The organism is Pseudomonas sp. SZ40, assembly GCF_052958135.1.
In genome coordinates this window covers 248,637-273,843 of the sequence record NZ_JBQWIF010000001.1, presented here as the reverse complement: position 1 = coordinate 273,843, position 25,207 = coordinate 248,637, and the positions used below count along the sequence as shown (strand labels likewise).

14 protein-coding genes are annotated in these 25,207 nt (G+C 61.8%); 5 read left to right on the top strand and 9 right to left on the bottom strand.

What is annotated here, in order from left to right:
- Positions 1-1,509: an efflux RND transporter periplasmic adaptor subunit gene (locus ACT9T4_RS01165; protein WP_499115071.1), complete on the bottom strand. Its 1,509-nt coding sequence runs from the start codon at positions 1,507-1,509 to the stop codon at positions 1-3.
- A 95-nt stretch (positions 1,510-1,604) separates the two neighbouring features.
- Entirely contained in the window at positions 1,605-2,822 is a 1,218-nt protein-coding gene (locus ACT9T4_RS01160; protein ID WP_499115070.1) for a TolC family protein, read from the bottom strand.
- A gap of 462 nt (positions 2,823-3,284) precedes the next feature.
- Here ACT9T4_RS01160 and ACT9T4_RS01155 point away from each other — a divergent pair, with 462 nt between their 5' ends.
- From ACT9T4_RS01155 to ACT9T4_RS01145, 3 genes are all read left to right on the top strand, one after another.
- Positions 3,285-3,959, top strand: coding sequence for a heavy metal response regulator transcription factor (locus ACT9T4_RS01155; RefSeq protein ID WP_499115069.1), 675 nt, complete (start codon positions 3,285-3,287; stop codon positions 3,957-3,959).
- Complete coding sequence (locus tag ACT9T4_RS01150) at positions 3,956-5,338, top strand: heavy metal sensor histidine kinase (protein ID WP_257026899.1); 1,383 nt, start codon at positions 3,956-3,958, stop codon at positions 5,336-5,338. The genes ACT9T4_RS01155 and ACT9T4_RS01150 overlap by 4 nt, the downstream gene beginning before the upstream one ends.
- Before the next feature lie 122 nt (positions 5,339-5,460).
- A complete protein-coding gene (locus ACT9T4_RS01145) occupies positions 5,461-5,790 on the top strand; it encodes a DUF2790 domain-containing protein (RefSeq protein WP_179538833.1) in 330 nt (109 codons plus the stop codon).
- 314 nt (positions 5,791-6,104) lie between these two features.
- Here the strand turns inward: ACT9T4_RS01145 and ACT9T4_RS01140 are convergent, their stop codons facing one another.
- From ACT9T4_RS01140 to ACT9T4_RS01120, 5 genes are all read right to left on the bottom strand, one after another.
- Positions 6,105-7,391: an OprD family porin gene (locus ACT9T4_RS01140; RefSeq protein ID WP_499115261.1), complete on the bottom strand. Its 1,287-nt coding sequence runs from the start codon at positions 7,389-7,391 to the stop codon at positions 6,105-6,107.
- A 386-nt stretch (positions 7,392-7,777) separates the two neighbouring features.
- Positions 7,778-9,070, bottom strand: coding sequence for a PQQ-dependent sugar dehydrogenase (locus ACT9T4_RS01135; protein ID WP_042554548.1), 1,293 nt, complete (start codon positions 9,068-9,070; stop codon positions 7,778-7,780).
- Complete coding sequence (locus ACT9T4_RS01130) at positions 9,067-9,495, bottom strand: DUF2231 domain-containing protein (RefSeq protein ID WP_179538835.1); 429 nt, start codon at positions 9,493-9,495, stop codon at positions 9,067-9,069. Before ACT9T4_RS01130 ends, ACT9T4_RS01135 begins: the two co-directional genes overlap by 4 nt.
- A gap of 350 nt (positions 9,496-9,845) precedes the next feature.
- Complete coding sequence (locus ACT9T4_RS01125; protein WP_499115259.1) at positions 9,846-10,127, bottom strand: helix-turn-helix domain-containing protein; 282 nt, start codon at positions 10,125-10,127, stop codon at positions 9,846-9,848.
- Between the two features lie 9 nt (positions 10,128-10,136).
- Positions 10,137-10,745: an AraC family transcriptional regulator gene (locus tag ACT9T4_RS01120; RefSeq protein WP_499115068.1), complete on the bottom strand. Its 609-nt coding sequence runs from the start codon at positions 10,743-10,745 to the stop codon at positions 10,137-10,139.
- A gap of 231 nt (positions 10,746-10,976) precedes the next feature.
- On the opposite strand from ACT9T4_RS01120, the gene ACT9T4_RS01115 reads away from it, so the two are divergent.
- Positions 10,977-11,501 (top strand): nuclear transport factor 2 family protein, encoded by a 525-nt coding sequence (locus tag ACT9T4_RS01115; RefSeq protein ID WP_179538837.1) that lies wholly within the window; start codon positions 10,977-10,979, stop codon positions 11,499-11,501.
- Positions 11,502-11,764: 263 nt separating this feature from the next.
- Here the strand turns inward: ACT9T4_RS01115 and ACT9T4_RS01110 are convergent, their stop codons facing one another.
- The gene (locus ACT9T4_RS01110; RefSeq protein ID WP_042554552.1) at positions 11,765-12,322 is read right to left on the bottom strand and encodes a TetR/AcrR family transcriptional regulator; all 558 of its coding nucleotides are present in this window, start codon (positions 12,320-12,322) and stop codon (positions 11,765-11,767) included.
- A gap of 99 nt (positions 12,323-12,421) precedes the next feature.
- Here ACT9T4_RS01110 and ACT9T4_RS01105 point away from each other — a divergent pair, with 99 nt between their 5' ends.
- Entirely contained in the window at positions 12,422-13,909 is a 1,488-nt protein-coding gene (locus ACT9T4_RS01105) for an MFS transporter (protein WP_042554553.1), read from the top strand.
- Positions 13,910-14,041: 132 nt separating this feature from the next.
- Here the strand turns inward: ACT9T4_RS01105 and ACT9T4_RS01100 are convergent, their stop codons facing one another.
- A complete protein-coding gene (locus ACT9T4_RS01100; RefSeq protein WP_499115066.1) occupies positions 14,042-24,985 on the bottom strand; it encodes an Ig-like domain-containing protein in 10,944 nt (3,647 codons plus the stop codon).
- Positions 24,986-25,207 lie beyond the last annotated feature (222 nt).

Sequence of the window (25,207 nt, the reverse complement as noted above, 5' to 3'; positions counted from 1 at the left end):
TCAGTGGGCGTGGTCTGCGGAGCCTTTGCCAAGCTCGGACTTGAGGATGAAGCTGCCTTGCGCGGCAACCTCGACGCCGGCACTCAAACCCTGCGTGACTTCTACGAAACCATCGCTGGCCACGCCCAGCCTTACCGGCTGAGCGACGAATCCGTTGTCGACCCTGACGAACACCTGAGGCTGCTCATCGATACGCTGCACGGCAGCTGCAGGAATGGTGACGGCAACCTCACGGGATGCGGTCGCCACCTCGATGGCGACGGGCAAGCCAGGCCGCCAGGCGCCATCGGGGTTGGTCAGAACCGCACGGGCGGTCGCGGTGCGCGTCTGCTCGCCCAGCAGGCTGCCGATATAGGAAATACTGCCCTGAACTTGGGTCTGCAGCTCAGGTGACAGCACCTGAACCTGCTTGCCGACCTGAATGGCCGCCAGGTCCTTTGGCGCGACGTTGAACGTGGCCCACACATGATTCAGATCGGTGAGCGTGAAGGCGTTGCTCGATGCATCGACCACCTCGCCCAGCACGAAATGCTTCTCCACGACGGTGCCGTCGAACGGTGCACGCAGCTCGTAGCGATTACCCTGGGATAACGCTCCCTGCCCACCCAGCGCGTTCATCTTCTGCCTGGCATTGCCGAGCGCGATATCCGCCTCCTGCGAAAGCTGACGTGCCTGCAGATAGTCCTGCTCGGCGGAGATGCCGTCCTTCCATAGCTGCTTCTCGCGGTCGAGGGTGGTTCTGGCCAACTCGCTGCGGCGCTGTGCTGCGGCGAGCTCGCTGCGCTGATCGGAAATCTGCTGGCTGGCGATTACCGCCAGTGTCTGGCCCTTGCGGACCATGTCGCCCAGATTGACGGGTACGCTTTCAACCACGCCGGCAATGCGGGGTACCACATGGGCGGTACGATCCTCGTCGAAGCGAATCTCCCCGGGCAGCCGAGCGGTGGAGTCGATGACCCGCGGTTGCGATTTCTCGCTCTGGATACCGGCAACGCGAATCTGCTGCTCAGTCAGCTCGAGCAGCCCCTCGGTTTTCGAAGAGGCGAATTCGAGGGATTGCCCCGCACTTCGCACGATGATTTGCGCGTCGAAGAAATGCGGTTCAGCGATGCCGACGCGGCTGACGAACGCTGCCTCCTGCGGCGCGAATACGAGGGTGACGCGCTCGCCCGAGGCACGCTTCGCTTCAAGGGTGACGGAGGTATCGGTTGACGGCGCAATGGGCTTGCCATCTTTCGACAGGTAAATGGAAATCGGCTTCGAACCGTCCTCGCTCTCGGGAGCCACCAACTCCAGGCTGAAGGCACCCCGGGTGTGAATTTCACCACCGTTGGGCCCGACGGCCTCATCACCATGCCCGCTCTCGCTGTCCGCATGCCCCTCTTCGGCGTGACTGGCGGCCTCCTCGCTCGCGTGGTCGGCCGCGGGTTCATTCAGGTACCAGGCGCCGCCAGCGGCCACGCCAATCCCGAGGGCGAGGCTGATCGCCAAGGCCAATTTCTTACTCATGAATACTCCCGAATGGATAAGCCAGGCACCTAGCAAAGCGGTAGGCGGCCCATGGCGACTCTGAAAATGGAAACCTGGGTGATGAGTGCCGAGGCTCACTCGACAGCGGTGACGTCACCAAGGATGCGTTCGAGCTGCACCCACGACTCGGTGGCCGCAGACAACGCCTGGATGTATTGCGCACGGGACTGGATCAAGGTGCGCTGCGCGTCGAGCACATCGAGGAAGCCGAACTTGCCCATCTCGAAACCACGGGCAGTGCTTTCGACGGCGCTCTGGGCCGAGGGCAGAATCATCGATTCGAAGGAACGGATTTCCTCTTTGGCCATCAGCCACTGGTCAGCTGAAGTCGCGACTTCGTTGCGCAGCCGCAGCTCGGTGGCATTGCGCTGATCACGGCTCTGATCCGCACGACGCGCCGCCGCCAGGATATTTCCCTGATTGCGATTGAAGAGCGGCAGGGGTATGGACAGCCCAACCAGGTTCACACGCTCGCGGTCCGCGGCGCTGTACTGGCTGCCAAGGCTGACATCCAGATCAGGGATGCGCTGCGTTCTTTCCAGCGCGAAAGAAGCCTCCTGTTGTTCGATGGCAAGCTTCGCAGAACGCAACTCGGCACTGCTGGCAAGTGCCGACAGCAAACGGGCAACCGGTGGCAGCTCCGGGATACGGGTCGCATCACCTTGCAACCGAAGCGTGTCGGCAACCTGCTCCTCGCCCAGAACGAGGCGCAGACGAGCCTTGGCGATGCCCTGATCACGGGTGGCTCGGCTGGACTCCAACTGCAGCTCGGCAAGTTGCACCCGGGCGCGCGTCAGCTCTATCGGTGAAACCTTGCCAGCCTTGACCCTGCCCTGCGCAATGCCGAGCGCGCGTTGCGCGACTTCACGGGACTCATTGGCCAGTTCGACACGCATACCGGCCTGCAGCGCGCCGTAAAAAGCCTGGATGACGTCCGCCCTCAGTGCATTGCGGCTTTGCTCCACCGTGAGGGCCGCGACATCCATGCCACGCTCGGCGAGCTCGACACGTGCGCCGCGCTTGCCACCCAGCTCGATGGGCTGAGTCAGTTGCACGGTGGTGGTCCGCGTATCGCTGCGGGTGTCTTCAACCTCCCACGACAACTGTGGGTTGGGCAGCAAGCCTGCCTGCCTGCGCTCGGCCTCGCTGATATCCAGCTCCCACCCGGCAGCCGCCAGCGTGGGGTTGTTCTGCTGGGAAAGCCGCAGCGCTTCAGGCAGCGTCAGAGCCGCTGCACGGGCATTGGCCTGCCCCACCCATAGAAAAGCCGTCGCAGCGAGCACCAGCGTCATGCCTCGTGGGCATCCAAACAAACCTGGATTGGCAAACAATTGTTAAGCCCTCAATCAATACGGTATCGGTGCCGCAATCGGGCAGCCAAACGACCGATGATTATTCGAAGTAGTGATTGGGGCTAAATCTAATTAGGCGCACTTATCGCCAAGGTGACCGCAGCATTACAAATATGTAATCCACTCTTTCGGCAAAAACTTTTGCATTAAGATCGCCTCGCCAACTAATCCTGCCGGCAAGCGCACAGGTCGCTCGGTCCCTCGCGAACCCAACGTACTCACGAACGGGTCGGTGCCGTCAGAGGGCTGCGTCAGGTTGCCACAGCCCCCGTAAATAGCGGCCAAGAGCCTTTACCCTGAAGTGACTACAGGGTTTAGACTTTCTTGATTCGTCACAGGATTTCGTCCCCCAAGAATAACGTCCAGAACAATCACCGAATCAATCTCTTCAGGTAACTCACTATGCGAATCCTAATTATCGAGGATGAGCCAAAAACTGCCGAATATCTCCATCAGGGCCTCAGCGAAAGCGGTTATGTGGTAGATAGAGCTGCAACAGGTATCGATGGATTACATCTGGTCAAACAACATATCTATGATCTGGTAATACTCGATGTGAACCTGCCGGAAATGGACGGCTGGGGAGTGCTCGAGAACATCAGGCGCAGCACCAGCACACGGGTCATCATGCTCACGGCCCGCGGCAGGCTGGCCGACAAGATCAAAGGGCTGGACCTTGGCGCGGACGACTATCTGGTGAAGCCGTTCGAGTTTCCCGAGCTGCTGGCCAGGGTCAGGTCACTGCTGCGGCGCACGGAGCACGCGCCGGTACCAGACGTCTTGAAGGTGGCCGATCTCGAGCTGGACCCGGGCCGGCACCGGGCGTTCCGTGGTGCTCAGCGAATCGACCTGACGACCAAGGAGTTCGCATTACTTCACCTGCTGATGCGCCGCTCGGGTGAAGTGCTCTCACGTACGCAAATCATCTCACTGGTGTGGGACATGAACTTCGACTGCGACACCAACGTGGTCGAAGTCTCCATTCGACGCCTGCGCGCCAAGATCGACGACCCGTTCGAGCACAAGCTGATCCACACCCTCAGAGGCGTTGGCTACGTACTCGAGGAACGCCCTTGAAGCCCGCCAGCCTGTCCATGCGCCTCGGCCTCTCGGTGGTGTTCATGGGGGCCGCGCTGGTGGTACTGCTGACCATACTGGCCTACTTCGCACTGACCCACGAGCTGTCTTCACTGGCGACCGAGAGCCTGCGCGGCAAGCTCAGCCAGATGGAGCACAGGCTCGCCGAAGACAAGCTGACCACACGCGACCTGAAGGACCAGCCACACGAACTGCTCGACCTGGTGCTCGGCCACGACAACCTGCGCCTGACCATCTATGAATCGGGCGCCCAGGTACGCGAGCTGCTCAGCATCAACGATCTGCCCGCCGCCTCGCCTGCCAGTGACATCGCACTGGGCACGATCAGCTACGAAAAAAGCACCGATAGCCGCGACCACAACATCCTCATCGCCACGACGGCGATGCGCCTTGTCGATGGCGAAAAGATCATCGTCCGCCTCGCCATGGACCGAACCAGCGACGAAGACCTGCTCAGCGCCTACTTCAAGTCGACCCTGGCGGCACTGCCGTTCGTGCTTCTGTTCATCGGGGCCGGTGCGTGGTGGGTGGTGCAGCGTGGGCTCAAACCGCTGAAGCGCTTTGGCAAGATAGCCTCACTGGTATCCACGCAGGACCTGACCCACCGCATACCGGTGGAACGTCTTCCCAAAGAGCTGGGCGAATTGGCCGAAGGCATCAATTTCATGCTTCATCGCCTCGATGGTGGCGTTCAACAGCTCTCGCAGTTCTCCGACGACCTCGCGCACGAACTGCGCTCGCCCATCTCGAACCTGATGGGCAAGGCCCAGGTGTCGCTGTCCAGGCAACGAACTCAGGAAGAGTACAAGGCGGTTCTCGAAAGCAGTATCGAAGAGCTCGAAAGAGTCACTCGCATCGTTTCCGACATGCTGTTCATCGCCCACGTCAGCCACCCGGCTGCGCTGGTGAAATTCGAAGCGATCAGCCTGGGCGATGAAGTGAGCCGGGTTGTCGATCTGTTCCAGATGGCAGCAGAAGAAAAGCACATAACCCTGGCCATCGAAGGCGCCGGCGAGGTGCGCGGTGACCGCCTGATGATCCAGCGCGCCATTTCCAACCTGCTGTCCAACGCGATCAGGCACACACCGACAGGCAATAGCATCGACCTGAGCATCGAAGAGCGGGAAGGCTCGACGATACTGTCCATCCGCAACCCCGGCAGCGGTATCGCGCAGCAGCACCTGCCGCATATCTTCGAACGTTTCTATCGCGTCGATGCCAGCCGCTGCCGTGCAGATGGCGGTACCGGGCTGGGGCTGTCCATCGTGCGCTCGATCATGAGCCTGCACCACGGCAGTGTCAGTGTGGATTCCACCGTTGGAGGAACGACGCTCTTCCGGCTGACCTTTGCGCACTAGAACGTCCTGTTCATCGCCTACGTTTCACCGGGAGGATTTCTGTCAACAATGTAATGGTGACGCCACGCTGGCGATAGTATCGACAACCGATAATGACTGCACATTTAAAGAGGAGTGCAGTTATGAACGTCAGCAAGTATCTGGTTGCCTTTGTACTACTGGGCGGTGCATCTTTCGCTCAGGCCAAAGTGTCCGTCGAGAAACTCAACGAGAAGTACCAGAACGAAAGTACCGTGACCATGCAGGAATATGCGGCGAGCACGGGCAAGCCCGCCCCGCTGATTCGTGACTATGCCTATGGCATGAAAATCGACGTGGCCAAGCTGGTGCACACGACCAAGGACATCAGCACCTGCGGCAACTTCAAGAAGATCATGAGTTACGAAGACTCCCAAGGAACGCTGCATTCCGTGCGTTATACGATGCAAGGACAATGCGTCAACCAGCGATGACTCAGCCGTGCCGCATAGCGAAGCCGCCTCCCCAGGCGGCTTTTTATTGCCTGCGATTCGCTGGGCCCTGAACAGGAAAGTGGCGCTCCAGCGTTACCGACCACGCATAAAAAAGGCGCCCACCAGGGGCGCCAGGATTCACCTCTTCCAAAGGAGCACGAATGCTTCAAAGGTGAATGGGGTAAGCGTTCGAAACGTTCCGAACGCGGTAAGAGACATGCAATGACTATATCCACCGAAGATAACGAGAGCGTGGTAGGCACATTACAATCCTGTCACCAACCATCATGTCCCGTTAGTTGCAGAGTTCGCCGTCAGAGAACGCTAAGTGGGTATTCGACGATCAAGCGAACTTCATCAAGATCCGACTCGAACTGGGTCGCCCGTGTATTGGCCTGACGAATACGCACGCTCATATCCTTGAGTGATCCGGTCTGCACGATGTATTTGGCTTCGAAGTCCCTCTCCCATCGTTTCTGGTCGGTCAACGGATTGCCATCTGCATCCCGGCGCATGTAGACGCTGTTGGCATTGGTGTAGTCGGCGTCCGTACCCTTGCCGTAACGCGCCATGAACGACAGACCTGGCACGCCGTAGGGCGCCATGCTGAGGTCGTAACGGAGCATCCAGGACTTTTCCTTGGGCGAGTTGAAGTCGCTGTACTGGATCGAGTTGTCGAGGTAGATGGAGTCGGACTGGCGCAGGTAATCGAAGTCGTCGTCACCGTTGTTGCGCTGGTGCGTCAGCGCCAGTGTGTGAGCACCGAACTGCACGCCAAGCTTGCCGCTCCAGATGCTGTTGTTGAATTGACCCAGTTGCCGGGAGCCTTCGTCCACCGCCTTGTAGTAATTGAAGCCACCGATCAGTGCCACGTCATCGCTGATCGGATAGCGCAGCGACGTGCCCACGTAGTACTGATCCCAGGCGTCTTTGAGCCGACTGCTGTAAGCGCTGAAGCTGACGTTTTCATTGAGGCTGTAATCACCACCGAAGTAGCCGACCCACGGCGAATCCACGCCGCCAGCGTAAAAGGTCACGAAGTTGTCACGCATGTTGCTCGACACCGGCTGGCTCATCGAGTGCAGACGACCACCCTGCAGGGTCAGTCCATCCAGGCTGTTATTGACGAAGGTGACGCCGCGGAAAGACTCGGGTAACAGTCGCGAATCACCGTAATGAACGACGGGTGTGGCGGGAAATACATCGCCGACGTTCACCGTGGTGTCGAATGCCCGCGCCTTCAGTGCGCCACCGACCTTGCTGTAGTCGTCGCGGGCCTCTCCTGCACGATCCACCGGCAGAACATCGAACGAGCTGCGCCCACCATTGCGGCCGCCGCCGGTGTCGAGCTTGATGCCGAGCATGGCGAAGGCATCGACGCCAAAACCCACGGTGCCCTCGGTGAACCCGGACTCGAACTTGCCAATGATGCCGTGTGCCCAAGCCTCGGAATAACCGGCACCACCCGGCGCGGTATCGCCGTTGCGGTGATCACGGTTGAAATAGAAATTACGGTTGAGGATGCTCAAACTACTGCCTTCGATGAACCCCTCCTTCCGCTCATCCGCAATTGCACAATTGCTTCCAACGATCGCTGACATGACGGCAAGCGACAGTGCGGCTTTTTTCTTCATGGTTGCTCCAGACGTTAAGGCAGTTTTCTTATAGATAGGTGGCACTTTTGTAGTTCGTGAAACGTTGGCCAAACGCTATCTTCCGCCCGGGAGCTAACGGCAAGGTGATGGGGAAATTACAATTCTGAAAGGAATGGACAGCCGCACGAGCCATGCGTTGACGGCCACTTTTCGGGGTGTCTGCAAGTGCAGCGCGAGGGATGAAGACAGAGCGGAAAGCGACTCGACGCAGGCCTTGCCCAGCAAGGCATGCTCTGCGGCGGGCAATCCACCGTTCAACACGAAGTGTCTGGGTCGCGAACCGCGTGCATGGGAACACCCCGGGACGGCTTGCCCGCCCCGGGGTTCACGACTTACTGATTACGCGTCACGCGCCAGATGGTATTGGCCAGGTCGTCGGCGATGATCAGTGCGCCTTTCGGGTCGACGGTGACACCCACCGGCCGGCCGCGGGTCTTGCCCTCGTCGGTGCGGAAGCCCGTGGCGAAGTCGATTGGCTCCCCCGCCGGACGCCCGTCATTGAACGGCACGAAGATCACCTTGTAGCCCACCGGGTTGTCGCGGTTCCAGCTGCCGTGCTCACCGACGAAAACGCCGTTGGCGAACTGCTCGCCCATCTCCGCAATGGAGAAGTCGACACCCAGCGCGGCAACGTGGGAACCCAGGCTGTAGTCCGGCTTGATCGCCGCGGCGACTTTCTCCGGCTTGTCCGGTTTCACCCGCGTGTCGGCGTTCTGGCCCCAGTAGCTATAAGGCCAGCCGTAGAACTCGCCTTCACGCACCGAGGTCAGGTAATCCGGCACCAGGTCGGGGCCCAGTTCATCGCGCTCGTTGACCACCGCCCAGAGCTGGCCGGTTTCAGGTTGAATGGTCAGTGCCGTGGGGTTGCGCAAGCCGGTGGCATAAGGCTTGTGAGCGCCCGTCTCGGCGTCGACCTGCCAGACCAGCGCGCGGTCGGCTTCGACTTCCATGCCGCGCTCGCCGATATTGCTGTTGGAGCCGATGCCCACGTACAGATAGCGCCCGTCCGGGCTGATGGTCAGTGCCTTGGTCCAGTGGTGATTGATCTCGGATGGCAGGTCGGTGACCTTGGTCGGTGGGCCGCCCGCCTTGGTCTGGCCATCTTCATAATCGAAACTGACCAGCGCGTCCTGATTGGCGACGTACAACTTGCCCTCGAAGAAGGCCAGGCCGTAAGGCGCATTGAGGTTTTCGGCGAATACCGTCTGCACCTCGTAGGTGCCGTCGCCATCGGCGTCACGCAACAGGGTCAGGCGATTGCCACCTTTGACCTTAGTGTTGCCCTGAGCCTTGATGTAACCGGCGATCACGTCCTTGGGCTTGAGCTTCGCGGCGTTGCCGCCGCGGCCTTCGGCGACGAGGATATCGCCATTGGGCAGGACCAGAGTCTGCCGCGGAATGCGCAGGTCGGTGGCGATCGCCGTGACGCTGAAGCCCTCGGGTACGGTCGGTTTCTGATCGCCCCACTCCGCCGGTTCGGCGATCTTCATGCTCGGCAACAGACCACGTTGTGGTTCAGGCAGTTTGGGATCCGGGCCACGATCCATGGCGCTATCGGCTTCGCCGCCGCATGCACTCAGCAACAGCGCCATGCTCAGGACAGTCAGTGAACATGCAGTTCTCATTCGGCACCTCCCGAACGCAGGCCGCTAAGACCGATCCACGCCGTAATGCTGATCAACAGGGTCACTATCACCGACAGCACCAGACTCGCCGGCATGATGGCCCACGCGTCCTTGGCGTGCTCGAAGGCATTGACCAGCCCGAGCACCCAGGTGATCAGCAACAGCAGGAAGTACATGACCGGGCGCCCGGCCTTGCGGTCGGCGCGGATCAGATTGGCCAGCGCGAACAGCAACGCCAAACCGGAGAACAACAACCCACCGGCGATAAGCCAGGCGGCGAAGTTGCTCCACTGGATCTGGAAGGTCTTGTAGTAGGCGATGTCGCTCAGCAAGGCGCCGAGAAACAGGGGTACGGCTCCGGCAAGCAGTATCGCGTGTAGCGGGCTTGGCGTGCGTCGATAGACGGGGTGGGTGGTAACGGTCACGGCGGCTCCTTATCGTTCAGCGAAACTGGATCGAGGCTCGGTACGAATGCACCGGCCCGTCAGGCTCGCGCTGACTGCGCATAGGAAAGGATCGCGCTGCCGGAAAGTTAGTTCACCTCCATTTCCCGACCGAAATATTTTGAAAGATCGGTGGCGATATTCAACGCAGAATCCGCCACCAATGAGTGCCTGGATTGGCAGCACCCTGGCCTTGGTAGCGCGAACCGATAGCCAGATCGCCTTCTCGCAGTTGCTGCGCTCGACCGCGGGCTACGCGCCGCATCGGCAGTTCGAGAAAATCGCCCGCAAGCGGGCTCCTATGAACGCCTCAGGTGGCTGGCTGCCGTCGATCAATCTGCGGGCAGTTCCGCCGCCCGGCGCAAGCGAACAGCATCCTTGGCTGGCGGCAGGCCGAACATGCGGGCGTAATGGCGGCTGAACTGCGACGGGCTTTCATAGCCCACGCGGAATCCGGCGCCAGCCGCGTCGACCGCTTCGGCGACCATCAAGCGGCGTGCCTCCTGCAACCGCAGCTGGCTACGGAACTCCAGCGGGCTCATCGCGGTGACAGCCTTGAAGTGGGCATGGAAAGTCGAGCGACTCATGCCAGCGATATCGGCAATTTCTTCGATTCGGCAGGGCTAGCTGTAATGGCTGCGTAACCAGACGATGGCCTTGGCGATCTGGTTCAGGCGACTGTCGGCCTGGGCCATTTGTCGAATCACGCCGTTGCCACTACCGGTCAGCAGCCGGTACAGCATCTCGCGCGTCACCAGCGGGGTCAGCGCGTCTATGTCACCCGGTTTATCCAGCAGACTGGCCAGCCGAGCCGCCGCATCCAGCAGTTCGGGGCTGGTATCGTTGAGTGCGATGCCCGCGGCGGGAACGCCTTCGATGCTGTCCGCAGACGGGTAGCGCAGCGCCAGATCGCTCAAGGCGGCCATGTCCAGATCGAGCACCAGACACAGATAGGGAACCTGCTCACTGGCCTCGATCACCGCGCCGAACACCGGCAGGTGCACGGACGCGACCAGGTAGTTGGCAGCGTCGTACACATAAGCCGTGGTGCCCAGCATTACGCGTTTGCGCCCCTGCACGATAAGGCACAGGGTCGGCTCATAGACCACGGGCATCGGTACCGTCGGTGTGCCCGAACGAACCAGGCTGACACCCGGAATCGGCGTGCGCTGCATGCCGTCGCACGGCATATGGCGACTGATGATGTCGATCAGCGTTTCAAGAGGGCTCATGCCTCCTCCTTGCATAATCCGCGTGTACGCACGCTGGGGGCTGTGGACGTTCCAGCACGAGCCGGGTTGCGGCGTGAAACGTCAACAGCCCCTATCAACTCGGACGATCGTACAAGGAAGCAGGACGATGCGGCTACGGGCAGACGTCGTCATGGCGACAGACTCGTTGCGACCGGGATGGAACCAATCGGCTCATCCCAACGACGACGATGAGACAGAGGAGCTCTCACCATGCACTCAACGACCCTGCCCCCCATCCGCCCTGCCATGCTGGCCTCCGGTCTACTGATCAGCCTCGTTTTATGCTCGAGCGCTGTCTCTGCGAGCGTGGAAAACGACGTCGAAACACGCAACAAGCAGATCGTCTGCGAGGCGTTCGACCGCTGGGCAGCGGGCGGTACGACCTTTTTCAGCGACGTACTGACGCCCGACGTGACGTGGACGATCAAGGGTTCCGGCCCCAGTGCTGGCGTCTTCCAGGGGCGCGAGCATTTCGTCGAACGCGCCGTTCGCCCCTTCGTATCGCGACTGTCCACGCCAGTCAGGCCCACCAGCAAACAGGTCTGGGCAGATGGCGATCACGTGATCATCAACTGGGATGGCGCCGGCGTTGCCAGCGACGGCAAGGCCTATGAGAACAGCTATGCATGGATCTTCCACATGCAGAACGGCAAGGCCGTAGAAGTCACCGCATTCCTCGATCTGGTGCCCTACGATGACGTGCTGCAGCGTATTCCGGCCGCTGCGGCCAGGTGATCGGGCACACTCCCTGTTCGCTGCGGTGGCCTGAGAGGAATCGCCCGCAAGCGGGCTCCTACGGGTCGTACAGCGGCGGCCAGCAAGCGCTCGAACATTGAACGCTCGCAATAATGCCCCCCAGCCTGGGGCCTATGAATATCGCCCGCAAGCGGGCTCCTACGGAGTGGGTCGTAGCGTGGCGATCGCCATTGTAGGAGCCGGCTTGCCGGCGATCGGTCTGACGGTGATCGCCGATATCGCGGCCTGATTGGTCTGATCGCTCAGCGCTTCTGCTCGTCGTCGCCCTCCAGCAACTGCGTACTCACATCCTCGAAGATGGCTTGCCACTCGCTATCGGGCATCTGCAAAAAACCGAAGCAGCGCAGCATGAAGGCGCCTTCGGCCGCCAGGAAGGCCAGACGTGCTCTGCGACCTTGAGGGGTTGAGGTGTCGATCAGGTCGAGGCGCTGGCGGTACCAGGCGTCGCTGCCCTGGCGCTGATTGCTGCCGAGCAAGGCGCTCATCAGGCCCGCGGCGCGGTCGGCTTCGGCCTCGTCGGTACGCCGGGTGAGATCGAGATGAGCGCGCAGCGCCTGGCTGGCGGTGGGTCGCTCACCGGTCAGCTCGATCACTTGCGTGTCGTACTCATCGCTCCAACGCTGGTAGATCGCGTCGATAAGCTGGGCCTTGGTGCCGAAGGCGCCCTGCACGGCCCCCTTGGAGATGCCCGCCGCCTGGGCCACTGCACCGATGGTGAGGCGCGCGATACCACCACTGCGCACCAGCGTTTCGGCACTGTCGAGGATGCGGTTGCGGTCGATCACCACTGGCCTGCTCATGCGGGTTATCTCCTGTTAAAATACGATCGTATTTTAATGTTCATTATCCGCGGCGACAATGTTCCGACCCAGGCGGACGTGCCCTTACACAGGTGAATCATGCAATCCCCGAAACGCTGGCTGATTCTGGCGATCATTTCCAGCGCCCTGCTGCTGATCGTCATCGACATGACGGTGTTGTATACCGCGCTGCCAACCCTGACCCACGACCTGCAGGCCACCGCGTCGGAAAAGCTGTGGATCATCAACGCCTACTCACTGGTGGCGGCCGGGCTGTTGCTCGGGGCTGGCACCCTGGGTGACCGCCTGGGCCACAAGCGCCTGTTCGTCGCGGGGCTGTGCGTGTTCGGCCTGGCCTCCCTGGCCGCGGCCTTCTCGCCTTCGGCCGGTTTCCTGATCGGCGCCCGGGCGGCGCTGGCGGTGGGTGCGGCGATGATGATGCCAGCCACGCTGTCCATCGTGCGCCTGACCTTCACCGACGAACGCGAACGGGCCATGGCCATCGGCATCTGGGCGTCCGTCGCTTCCGGCGGTGCGGCCTTCGGCCCGGTGGTCGGCGGGATACTGCTGGAGTATTTCTGGTGGGGCTCGGTGTTCCTGATCAACGTGCCCATCGTGCTGGTGGCGCTGGTGCTGGCGGTGATTCTGATCCCCTCACGGCCCGGCAATGCCGAACGGCGCTGGGACCTGATCGGTTCGCTGCAGGTGATGGCTGGCCTGATCGGTATCGCCTACGCGATCAAGGAACTGGGTAAACGTGAACCCTCCCTGCAGGCAGCACTGATCGCATTCCTGATCGGCGCACTGTTCATGGCCATCTTCATCTGGCGCCAGCGGCGCATCGCTCAGCCCATGCTCGACTTCGTCATCTTCCGCAATCCGGGCTTCAGCGCCGCAGTGGTGGCGGCGCTGACGGTGGCCGCTGCACTGATCGGCATGGAGCTGGTGTTCAGCCAGCGCCTGCAACTGGTGCTGGGGCTTTCGCCACTGCAGGCAGCCCTGTTCATCTTGCCCCTGCCTCTGGCTTCGTTCTTCGCCGGGCCACTGGTCGGGCACTACCTGCCGCGCTTTGGTGGGCCACGGGTGATGCTCTGGGCACTGCTGGCTTCGGCACTGGGCATGTTCGCCTATCTGCTGCTGCACAACGCACCAAGCGCCGCACAGATCGCCAGCCTGGCAGTGCTGGGTTTCGGAGTCGGCGCAGCGATGACGGCGGCCTCGAGCACCATCATGCACAGCGCGCCAGCCGACCAGGCAGGCATGGCCGCCTCGCTGGAGGAGGTCTCGTTCGAACTGGGGGGCGCCATCGGGGTTACCTTGCTGGGCAGCATCCTGTCGGTGATCTACACCATCGTGCTGGTGGTGCCTGCCGAGCTATCCGTGCCAGCCCAGGCCCGCGACAGCCTGGATGAAGCGCTGCTGATCGCCGAGCGTCTGCCACCGGAAGCGGCAGCCGCCCTGACCAGCCTGGCGCGCTCGGCGTTCGATACCGCCTTCGTCGCGGTGCTGGCCGTGGCCACGGTGCTGTTGCTGCTGGCAGCAGTGTTCGTGAAAGTGGATAAATCGGTGCACAAGCCGTTCGTCTAGCACGGCGTGCTGCAAGCCCTCTGGAAAGTCGAAGGCCCGGATGATCCGGGCCTTCGACTGACATGAGGCGATCGATGGGGACGTACAGCGTGCCCCTTACCGGCGCGTCCGTCAGTCAGGGGGCCCGCAGACTCATGCCACGATCAGTTGGTGGTTGGCCAGCAGGGTCGCCAGATCCGTGCTGACCCCATTGAGGGTCAACAGTACCGCCGACTCATAGGCGGAGCCATCACCGTCGCGGTCGATGCTTACCGTGGTGTTGCCACCACTGGAGGTCACCGACAGGAACTGGCCGATGGTCTCGTCGCTGGCGATGGTGGCGACACCGTTGATGTAACGAGCCCCACCACCGGCGGTGTAGCCCACCAACAGGTCGGCAAGGTCGATACGGTCGGCATCCGGTGTGGCCTGCCAGGTACCGATGGTGAAGCCGTTGACCGTGTCGGAGCCATTGCCGCCTGCGGCATCCGCCATCGAGCCTTCCAGCACTCGGTAGAGCAAGGTGTCACGGCCGCCGTTCACCAGGTTGAAGGTATCGTCGCCACCGCGGCCTTCGAAAAGGTTGTCGCCTGCGTCGTCGGTGAAGGTGTCATTGCCCCCTGCCCCGGCGATGCCTTCGATGTCACTCAGGGTCACGGTGTTCCAACCGGTGTTCTGCGCCGTGGTCTGACTCAGGTCGATGGTCAACGCGGTGCTGCCCGCCAGCTTGAAGTCGACGATATCCATACCGCCCGTGTTGCTCCACGACTTGTAGTTCGACTCATTGCTGGTACCGCCGCCACCCTCGTAACGCTTGGTTCCCAACGTGGCGAAGAAGGTATCGTTGTAGCCCGTACCCACCACACCGGCGCCAATGGTATCGGAGGCCTGGGCCTCTCCCTGGGCCGTCAGGACGTAGGCCGAGTCGGCAGCACCGGCCTTCAGCCCGCCCCATGTCGAGTTGACGTTGTCGACGCTGTAACCCGCCACATCGCTGCTGGCGCCCACATGGCTGGCGGTACCGCCGATGTTGCGCAGCAGGATGATGCTGTAGGTTTCGTTGGCATCGAGACCGTAGAAGTCGACGATGCTGGTGCTGTCGTTGGTCTGGCTACCGGATTGCGGATTGATGATCTGCGTCGAAACCACCTCACCTGCCGAGTTGACCAGCTTCACCGTATTGCCGAAGTAGGTCGTGATGCCCTGGGGGTCGAGGATCCGCACGTGCATGCTGGTGCCGTCGGCGATCGTATTGGTGTTGCGTACGTAAGTGGTGGTGCCGTTGCTGGTGAAGATCAACAGGTCCTTGGCGCCGTCGTAATCGACGTCGACGCTGATCATCCCGGTGACCGGATTGCCCGTGACGACGCCTGCCTGACTGATGGCGCCGCTGAACGTGGTGGCACTGGCCGAGTCGCTGGCGAAGGTCGAAGTGGACTGCAGGTAGTAGGTGTCGAAGCTCACCGTACCGCCCGACGTCTGATTGACGTAGAGGTTGACGGTGCCGGTGACGGAGGCTGCGCCCACGCCGATCTGTGGTGCCTCGATGATGTCCATGCGGCCGTCGCCGTCCCAGTCCACTGCCAGCGAAGCACCACCCGGCACGGTGTCGTTGAAGGTGTAGGTGCCCGAAGCCGTCCCCACACCCGAGGTGTTGGTCGAGGCCAGGTTGCCCGCTCCGTCGTTGAAGAAGATGGTGCTGTTGTTCTGAGCAGCGGTGTTGGCGCCATACACCTTGCCCATGAACAGGTCCATGTAACCGTCGCCATCGTAGTCGGCCCAGGTCATGGATGGCTCGTTGGCCACGTAGGGAGCCGCGGCGTAGTGCAGGGCGTTGTTGATGATCTGGCTGGTGGTGAACCCGCCAGCACCGTCGTTCTTCACCACCACCAGGCGAGCGGTATTGCCACTGGTGGCCGCACCGGTGGCATTGGCAGCACCGATCTTGTTGGTACCCAACGAACCATGGAATACCACGTCGACGGTGCCGTCGTTATCGAGGTCGACACCGGACACTTCCTGATTCGGCTGCCCATTGCCGGTATTGAGGCCGCCGTTGGCCTGGGTGTAGGTGTAGACGGCGTCCTTGATGAACACACCTGCATTGTTCTGCACGAACTGGGAGTTGTAGCCGCCGGGCGCGGCTGCATCATTGGGAGTCTGATCACCGAACACCACGTCGACGTAACCGTCTCCACGGAAGTCGATGGCAATCAAGCCGCCGTACCAGCTGTAGACGTTGGCCAAGCCGTCGCCAGATGAGTTCGTGTCCGCCATCTGCACGGCGGTGTAGGTACCGTCGCCATTGTTGATGAACATCTGCTGACCATTGCTGTAACGGCTGTCGATACCAATGATGTCCATGTGACCATCACGGTTGATATCGATGTAGGTCGCGTTCTGCACCATGTTCATGTTGTCGTTGCCATAACCGGCCCCACCGGTGTTGCTGGTCAAGGTCGTGCCGCTGTACTGGGCGATGGTGGCGTTGTCAGTGGCGGTGCTGCGGTACACCACCTGGTTGCTGAAGAACTCCCAGGTACCGCTGGTGCTCATGGTGACCGTGGTGCCCTTGTTGTTGCCGTCGCCACCGGCGGCACCGAAGTTCGCCTCGGGTACCGGCGCAACGATCAACTCGCTGGTCTGCAACCCGCTGGCGCCAAGGCTGCCGTCGCCGTTGACGATCTGAGCGACGATGGCGTGGGTGCCGACCGGCAACTCATCGCTGTCCGGAACCTGGACGTACCAGGTCGAATTGAGGCTATCGACCACCACCGAGCCATCGACGGATGTGTAGGTCTTGCCGTTGATGGTGACGTCCAGCTGAGCGCCGTCCACCAGCGTATAGGGAATGCGGCCAGTGATGATCGGCGTGGTATCCAGCGTGGTGAGTGCATTGACCTCGATGATGCTGGTCAGGCTGAACGCGGCCGACGGGGTACCCTCGTTACCCGCCATATCGGCAATCACGGCGGTATAGGTATGCACGGTACCGCCGATGATGCTCTCTGCGGGAATCGCGAACGACCAGGTATTCCCCGTTACCGTGGCGGTGCCCAGCAAGGTGGTGCCTTCGTAGATATTGACGCTGTCGGTGGCCTCGATGGTGGCAGACAGCGTGCCGTTCAGGACCGGCGTGGCATCGTCCGTGGTCGAGCCGGTGGGCAGGTCGCCGGTGAGGGGGCCGAAGTCATCGGTAAAGCTGTCGATGGTCACCGTCTGCGTGGGCGCCACGGTATCGATGATCAGCTCGAAGACGTTCGACGCCAGCCCTTCGTTGCCCGCTGCATCGACCAGCCGCGCCAGATAGCTTTGGCTACCGTCGCTCGCATCGGTCACCTGAAAGGTCCACAGACCATCGCTGACCACCGCCACGCCGAGTACGGTGCCCCCCTGATAGATGCGAATGAAATCCCCAGGCTGCAGGCCGGTGACGGTTCCCTTGAGCAACGGCGAATTGTCATTGGTGGTGGTTCCACTGGGGAAGTCACCCACCAGCGTCTCGACGTCATCGGTGAATGCCGTTATCACCACGTCGTAGCCGTCATCGATGCTCGGCGCCCGGGTGTCGACGGTCAGCATGAAGTCGTTGGATACCACGCCCTCGTTGCCTGCTGCATCGGCCAGCACCGCTCTGTAGGTGTGGCTGCCTTCGCTCGCCTGCACCACCTCGAACGTCCATGTACCACCGGTGACGGTGGCTGCGCCAAGCAGTTGCGTGCCTTGGTAGATACGAACCAGGTCACTCTCTGCAAGGCCCGTCACGGTGCCGCTCAATACCGGTGAGATGTCATTGGTGCTGGTACCGCTGCCGAAACTACCGACTTGCGCCTCCACGTCATCGGTGTAGGAGACGATCGCTACCGCGTAACCATCCTCGGCACTGGGTGCCGTGGTGTCGACGGTCAGGCTGAACGCGTTGGACACCAGCCCTTCGTTACCCGCTGCATCGGCGAGCACTGCCGTGTAGGTATGCAAACCTTCACTGACGGAGGCGAGCTCATAGCTCCAGTTGTTGCCCGTTACGCTGGCAACGCCCAGCAATGTGTCGCCCTCGTAGATGCGTACCACATCGCCACTGGCCAACCCCGCGACCGAGCCCTGCAGAACCGGAGAGGTGTCGTTGGTGCTGGTGCCACTGCCGAAGGTACCGGTCTGTGCCTCCACGTCGTCGACGTAATCGATGATGGCCACGGCATAGCCGTCTTCCAGACTCGGCGCACGGGTATCGACGGTCAGCGTGAACGGATCCGAGCGAAGGCCCTCGTTGCCGGCTGCATCGACCACCACGGCCGTATAGGTGTGAGTGCCTTCGGGGACATCCTGCAGTTGATAGGCCCATTCGCCATCGGTGACGATGGCGCTGCCCAGCAGGTTGGCACCCTCGTACAAACGGACGATCTCACCCGCCAACAGCCCGGCCACGGTGCCCTTGAGCTGCGGCGAGGTATCGTTGGTGCTGCTGCCGCTGGGGAAGTCGCCGACCTGTGCTTCCACGTCATCGGCAAAGGAGTCGATGGCCACGGCATAGCCGTCTTCGGCGCTCGGTGCCGTGATGTCGACGATCAGGGTGAAGGGGCTGGAAGTCACGCCTTCATTTCCCGCCGCGTCGACCAGTACTGCGGTATAGGTATGGCTGCCTTCGCTGGCATCGCTGACCTGATAGGTCCAGTTGCCCGCCGACACCGTGGCAGTGCCGAGCAGTATGCCCGCCTCGTAGATACGCACCTGATCCCCGCCAACCAGACCGGCGACGGTGCCGGTGAGCAGCGGTGAGGTGTCATTGGTGCTGCTACCGCTGCCGAACTCACCGACCATGGGCTGCTGATCATCGATGAAGGTGGTGATTGCCACCGCATAGCCATCCTCGGCGCTTGGCGCTCGGGTATCGACGCTCAGGGTGAAGGGGTTGGAGGTCAGCCCTTCCAGGCCGGCGGCACTGGTGACGACAGCGGTGTAGCTGTAAGTACCGTCGAGCAGACCGGACAGGTCATAGACCCAGGTGTCAGCCGTGACAGTGGCGCTGCCCAACAGGACAGTGCCCTGATAGATGCGCACACTGTCACCGGCCTGCATCCCCACGACACTGCCGAAAAGCTGGGGTGACGTGTCATTGGTGCTGGTACCGCTGGGGAAGCTGCCCGTTTGCGCTTCCACATCGTCGTTGTAACCGCTGATCGCCACGGCGTAGCCATCGTCCTCGCTCGGGGCGGATGTATCCACTGTCAGGGTGAAGACATCGGAGAGCGCCCCTTCGTTACCCGCTGCGTCCACTACCCTGGCGGTGTAGTTGTAGGTACCGTCCGCCAGGTCCGACAGGCTGTAGCTCCAGGTGCCGCCCGACACCACGGCATTACCCAGCACGGTACTCCCCTGGTAGATGCGCACCTGCTCACCACTGCCCAACGCGGAAACGGTGCCCTGCAAAAGCGGGTTGGTGTCGTTGGTGAACGTATCGCTGCCGAACTCGCCCGTTTGCGGCTGCTGATCATCCACATACGAGGTGATCGCCACCGCGTAGCCCTGCTCGGCACTTGGCGCGGTGATATCCACGGTAAGCTCGAAGGGGTTCGACACCACGCCCCGATTACCAGCGGCATCGACGATCACCGCGGTGTAGGTGTGGAGCCCCTCGGCGACCGTGGCCAATTCGAACGACCAGCTACCACCACTGACAATCGCGGTACCCAACAGGTTGGTACCTTCGTAGATACGCACCGCTTCGCCTGCGGCCAGGGCCGATACCGTGCCGTTCAATACCGGTGACTGATCGTTGGTACTGGTGCCACTGCCGAAGTTGCCGGTTTGCGCTTCCACATCGTCGGTGTAGGAAACGATGGCCACGGCGTAGCCACTGGCGGCATCTGGCGCTGTGGTGTCGACGATCAGGGAAAACACCTCAGAGCTCAGGCCCTGGTTACCGGCGGCATCCACCAAGACCGCCGTGTAGTCATGCGGACCTTCACTGGCCTGCACCACCTCGAATGTCCAGGCGCCCCCGGTTACCGCCGCGGTACCCAGCAGGGTAGTGCCTTCGTAGATACGAACCATGTCGCCGCTGGTCAGCCCCGACACGGTACCGTTGAGCACCGGCGAGCGATCGTTGGTGCTGGTGCCGCTGCCGAAAGTCCCGGTTTGCTCCTCCACATCATCGGTGTAGGAAACGATCGCCACGGCATAACCATCGTCTGCGCTTGGTGCTCTGGTATCGACGGTCAGATCGAAGGCACTCGATACCAGCCCTTCATTGCCCGCCGCGTCGGTAAGCACAGCCGTGTAGCTGTGGCCTCCCTCACTGGCATCGACGACTTCATAGCTCCAGGTGTTGCCCGATACGGTGGCGACACCAAGCAGGACGCCAGCATCGTAAATACGGACGAAATCCCCCGTGACCAATCCGAAAACCGAGCCCTGCAGTACTGGCGACGTGTCGTTGGTGGTAGTTCCACTGCCGAAGGTGCCGGTCTGCTCCTCCACGTCGTCGACATAGTCGATGATTGCGACGGCATAACCATCTTCGGCGCTAGGCGCCCTGGTATCGACAATCAGGGTGAACGTAGCGGATTGCAGTCCGAGGTTACCCGCGGCATCGGTCAGGACAGCCACATACTCGTGGGCCCCTTCGGTAACATCCGTCAGCTGGAATATCCAGTTATCACCCGTAACGACGGCGGCTCCAAGCAGAATACTGCCTTCGTAGATGGCCACGAAGTCGCCCGCAACCAGCCCCGCCACGCTGCCCTGCAGCAAGGGTGAGGTGTCATTGGTGCTGCTGCCACTTGGGAAGTTGCCGACCTGAGCGTCGACGTCATCGACGAAGGAGTCGATGGCTACCGCATAGCCGTCTTCGGCGCTCGGCATGCGCGTATCCAGAATGAACTGGCTGGAGACCACGCCACTGGTACCCACTGCCGTGGTCTGGGTGATACTCACGGTGTAGCTGCCATCGGTCCCTATCGACTCGGACGGCGTGTAGCTCCACTCACCCGAAGCGCCGACCGTCACATCGACAGGCGTGGCGCCGTTGATGACCAGGTGAATGATAGCGCCAGCCACGCCAGTACCGCTGAAGGTCGGGGTGGCGTCGTTGGTGCTGGCTCCATCGGCTACCACGCCAATCACGGGCAGCAGGTCATCGGAGATCACCAGGGTCGGCAGCTCGACATTGCCGGTGAACACGCTGAAGGTCGTACTGACAGGCATGCTGATGTTGCCTGCCATATCGGTCTGCGTGGCGACCACCGTGTAGTCGCCGTCGGCCACCGCCAGGGGCGCCGTATAGCTCCAGGTGCCATCGCTATCGACCAGTACGCTTACTGCGGCGGCGCCGTTGATCACCAGGCTGATGGTGGCACCCGCCGCCCCCGTGCCCTGATAAGTTGGAGTCTGGTCATCGGTCACCCCGCCGTTGTCGGCAACGTCGCCGGTTACGCTGCCGACATCATCGATGACCTGCAGGGTTGGCGCATTGGGAAGTTCGATGCTCACCACGTAGTTGTGCTGGGCCAGGATGGTGCCGACGTTGCCTGCTGCATCGCTCGCGGCCAGGCTCGCATAGACCGAATTGGCGGACGCCAACACATCGCCCGCGACATCCACCTGCCATACACCGGTCGCACCGGTGCCTGCAACCACGCTCGCGGTGTAACTCTGGCTGCCAATGGTCACGGTGACCACGTCACCCAGGGTGAAATCGCCGCTGACCGTGCCGGAAATGGCGTGCAACACGGCAGCGGAGCTTTCCGCCAGGTTGACCTGATCGTCTCCCGCGACGGTATTGATCGCCAGGCTGGTGCTGGACGCATCCGGCACGGCCGTGTCGATGCTGTAGGCACGCTGCGCCTGGGCACTGCCGGGGTTGCCCGCGCTGTCAGTCGACACGATCGAGGCCGAGGCCGTGTAGGCACCGTCGGTCCCCAACGCCGAACCCGGGACCTGAACGCTCCAGATACCAGCCGCATCGACGCCAGTGGTGTAGGCCGTACCATTGATGGTCAGAGTCACCACGTCGCCTGCGCTGAACGTCCCGGTGGCCACGCCACTGAAGGTGACGCCAGCCAGGGCTTCCGCGTTGTTGATGATGTTGTCGCCCGCAATGGCATCGATCGACAGGGCGGTGGTCACACCATCGGTCTGTACGGCGTAATGGTGCGACGCGGTGACCGTACCCTGATTACCGGCGTTGTCATGAGCGACCAGGGAAGCATCGATGACGCGATCGGCATCGGCAGCCAGGTCGCTGCCGGCTACGTTGGCGACTGCCCAGATTCCGCCAGCCCCCACGCTGCCGCTGTATTGAACGCCGTTGATGGTCAGGGTGATGACGTCACCCACCTGATAATCACCGGTCACGCTGCCACTCAGCGTCAGCGTGGTCTCGGCCTCGGTCGCGTTGACGATATTGTCGTCGGTGACCGCATCGAAGCTGATGGTGGTGGAGGTATTGCTCGGCACCTCGGTGTCGACCACATAGCCACGGGTGGCCGTGACGGTCACTTCGTTGCCGGCGGCGTTGCTGGCCAGCAGGCTGGCGTCAATGCTCGAAGCGGCAGCCAGCACATCGCCGGCAACGCTCGCACTCCACAGGCCACCCGCGGCCACTGTCGTCGTGGTGATGAAGCTGCCGATGGTCAGGGTTACCACGTCGCCGACGCTGAACTCCCCCGTCACGGTGCCGCTGATGACTTCCGTGTTGCTCGCCGAAGCCTCGCTGGCATTGACGATATCGTCACCCGCCACGATGTCGATCGACAGAGCGGTTCCCGAAGGCGCATTGAGGTTGACCAGATAAGGGCGACTCGCCGTCACGGTGCCCGAGTTACCGGCAGCATCGTGGGCCAGAACACTCACTTGCACGCTCTGACCGCCATTACCACCCAGCGCACCTGCCGCTACCTCGACACTCCAGGTACCGTCTGCTGCAGCCAATCCGGTGTAGGTACCACCCGTAGCGATCAAGGTGACTACATCGCCAACGCTGTAATCGCCGCTGACAGACCCGGTAATCGTTACCGCCCCGCTCGACTCAACGGCGTTGACGATGTCGTCACCGGTGATGGCATCGATGGTTACTTGCGTGGTGGCGGACGACGGTGCAGCGGTATCGATACTGTAAGCACGCAGCGCCTGGGCATTGCCCAGATTGCCTGCGCCGTCGCTCGAAACGATGGAAGCTGTGGCGGTATAGGCGCCGTCGGCCCCCAGCGCCGAGCCTGCGACTTCGACACTCCAGGTGCCGCTGACATCGACACCCGTGGTGTAGGTGGTGCCGTTGACGATCAGGGTCACCACGTCACCCGCGGTGAACGTCCCGCTGGCGGCACCACTGAAGATGACACCCGCCTGGGCTTCAGCATCGTTGATGACGTTGTCGCCAGCGATGGCATCGATCGACAGCTCGGTGATCACCTGCTCGGTTTGTACGGCGTAGCCGTGCGCTGCGGTGATGATCCCTGCGTTGCCAGCATCGTCATGAGCCACCAGGGAAGCGTCGATGACGCGATCGGCATCGGCGGCCAGATCGCTGCCGGCCACGTTGCCCACCGTCCAGACACCGCCGGCCGCTACGCTGCCGCTGTACTGCACGTCGTTGATGGTCAGGGTGATGATGTCACCCACCTGATAATTACCGGTTACGTTGCCAGTCAGCGTCAGCGTGGTCTCGGCCTCGGTCGCATTGACGATATTGTCGTCGGTAACGGAGTCGAAACTGATGGTGGTCGAGCTACTGTCAGGAACCTCGACGTCGACCGCATAGGCACGGCTGGCCGTCACGGTGCCGGAATTACCAACGCTGTCGTGGGCCAGGATGCTCACCTGCGCGACATGGTTACCATTGCCACCCAGGCCGCCTGCCGGTACCTCGACGCTCCAGGTACCGTCTGCTGCAGCCAATCCGGTGTAGGTACCACCCGTAGCGATCAAGGTGACTACATCGCCAACGCTGTAATCACCCGTGATGGTGCCGGTAACCGTCACCACCCCGCCCGACTCGGCGGCATTGACGATGTCGTCACCGGTGAGCGCGTCGATGGTCACCTGAGTGGTCGAGGCCGATGGGCCGACGGTATCCACCGTCAGCTCGAAGCTGTTGGAAATCTCGCCCAGATTGCCCGACGCATCCACCACCCGAACGGTGTAGAGATAGGTCGCATCCGCCAGACTGGCATCGGTGAACGTCCAAGTGGTTCCGGTAACCGTTGCCTGACCAGCCAGGGTACCGTCGCGGTAGACGTTGACGCGTTCACCCGCGACCAGCTCCGCGCTCAGCGAACCATTGAGCGTCGGTGTGGTGTCATCGGTACTGCTGCCTGAAGGCAGCTCAGCATTCTGAACAGAGCCGACATCATCGGCGAAATTGACGATGATGGCCGTGGTGGTCGGAGCGATGACGTCCACATAGGGCGCGGTCGTTGCCGAGCTGACATTGCCAGCAGCATCCGTCGCTGTCGCAACCACATCACCGGTTGGCTGATCAGCCGGTGACTGAACCGTATAAGCGCCGTTGGCATCCGCCTGAACCTGGCTGGACGTGCCATCCGGGTAAGTCACGGTAACGGTGCTGCCCGCCTCGGCGAGCCCGGTCACGGTGAGACTGCCGTCCGCGTTGACGCCCAGATTCACGCTGGGCGCTGCTGGCGGCGTGGTGTCTGCCTCCTCTGCCTGCGACCGGCTACTGCCATCACCGCGATTGTTGGCTACTGCGATGCCGGCAAGCGCGACGCCGCCCAGCACCCAGGCCACCGTCGAGAGGTCGAAGCTTTCGTTGCCGAGCAGTGGCTCTATGGAATCGATAGGCGTGTATTGCCCGAGCAACTGCATGTCGTCCGCGAACTCGGCGTGCCAGAGCTGCTGACCATCGTCGATGACCAGATCATTCTGCGGGGCTCCCTGCACAGGGAAGAAACCCTGCACCTTGAGCACGACGCCCGATGTCAGGGTGACGACCAGCGTGCCACCCTGACGCTCGATACTCTGCATGTCGGAACGTTTGGTCGCCAATTGGACGACCGAGGGGGCTTGTAGCGCCACCTCATGACTGGCCGTTGAAACTTTCTCGTGGGTCGACTTGTTGACCACAGTGATCAGGTTTTGCATTGCAGCCTCGGCATTTTTTCGGGCAGACGCATGGCCCAGTGCGCGAGACGGTAACAACGCCCCCCTGATCGAAAGCGAAGTCGTGACAATTGTTCACAAGTGTTCACTGAGCGGATGGCAAAGGCCTGCTGAGCGGCACCCCAGTGCAGATCCCGAGGCTTGGAAAAATCCCCATGCAGGCTCTCCACCTGCTCGAGCCACCGCGTTACGTGAGGGTAAGGG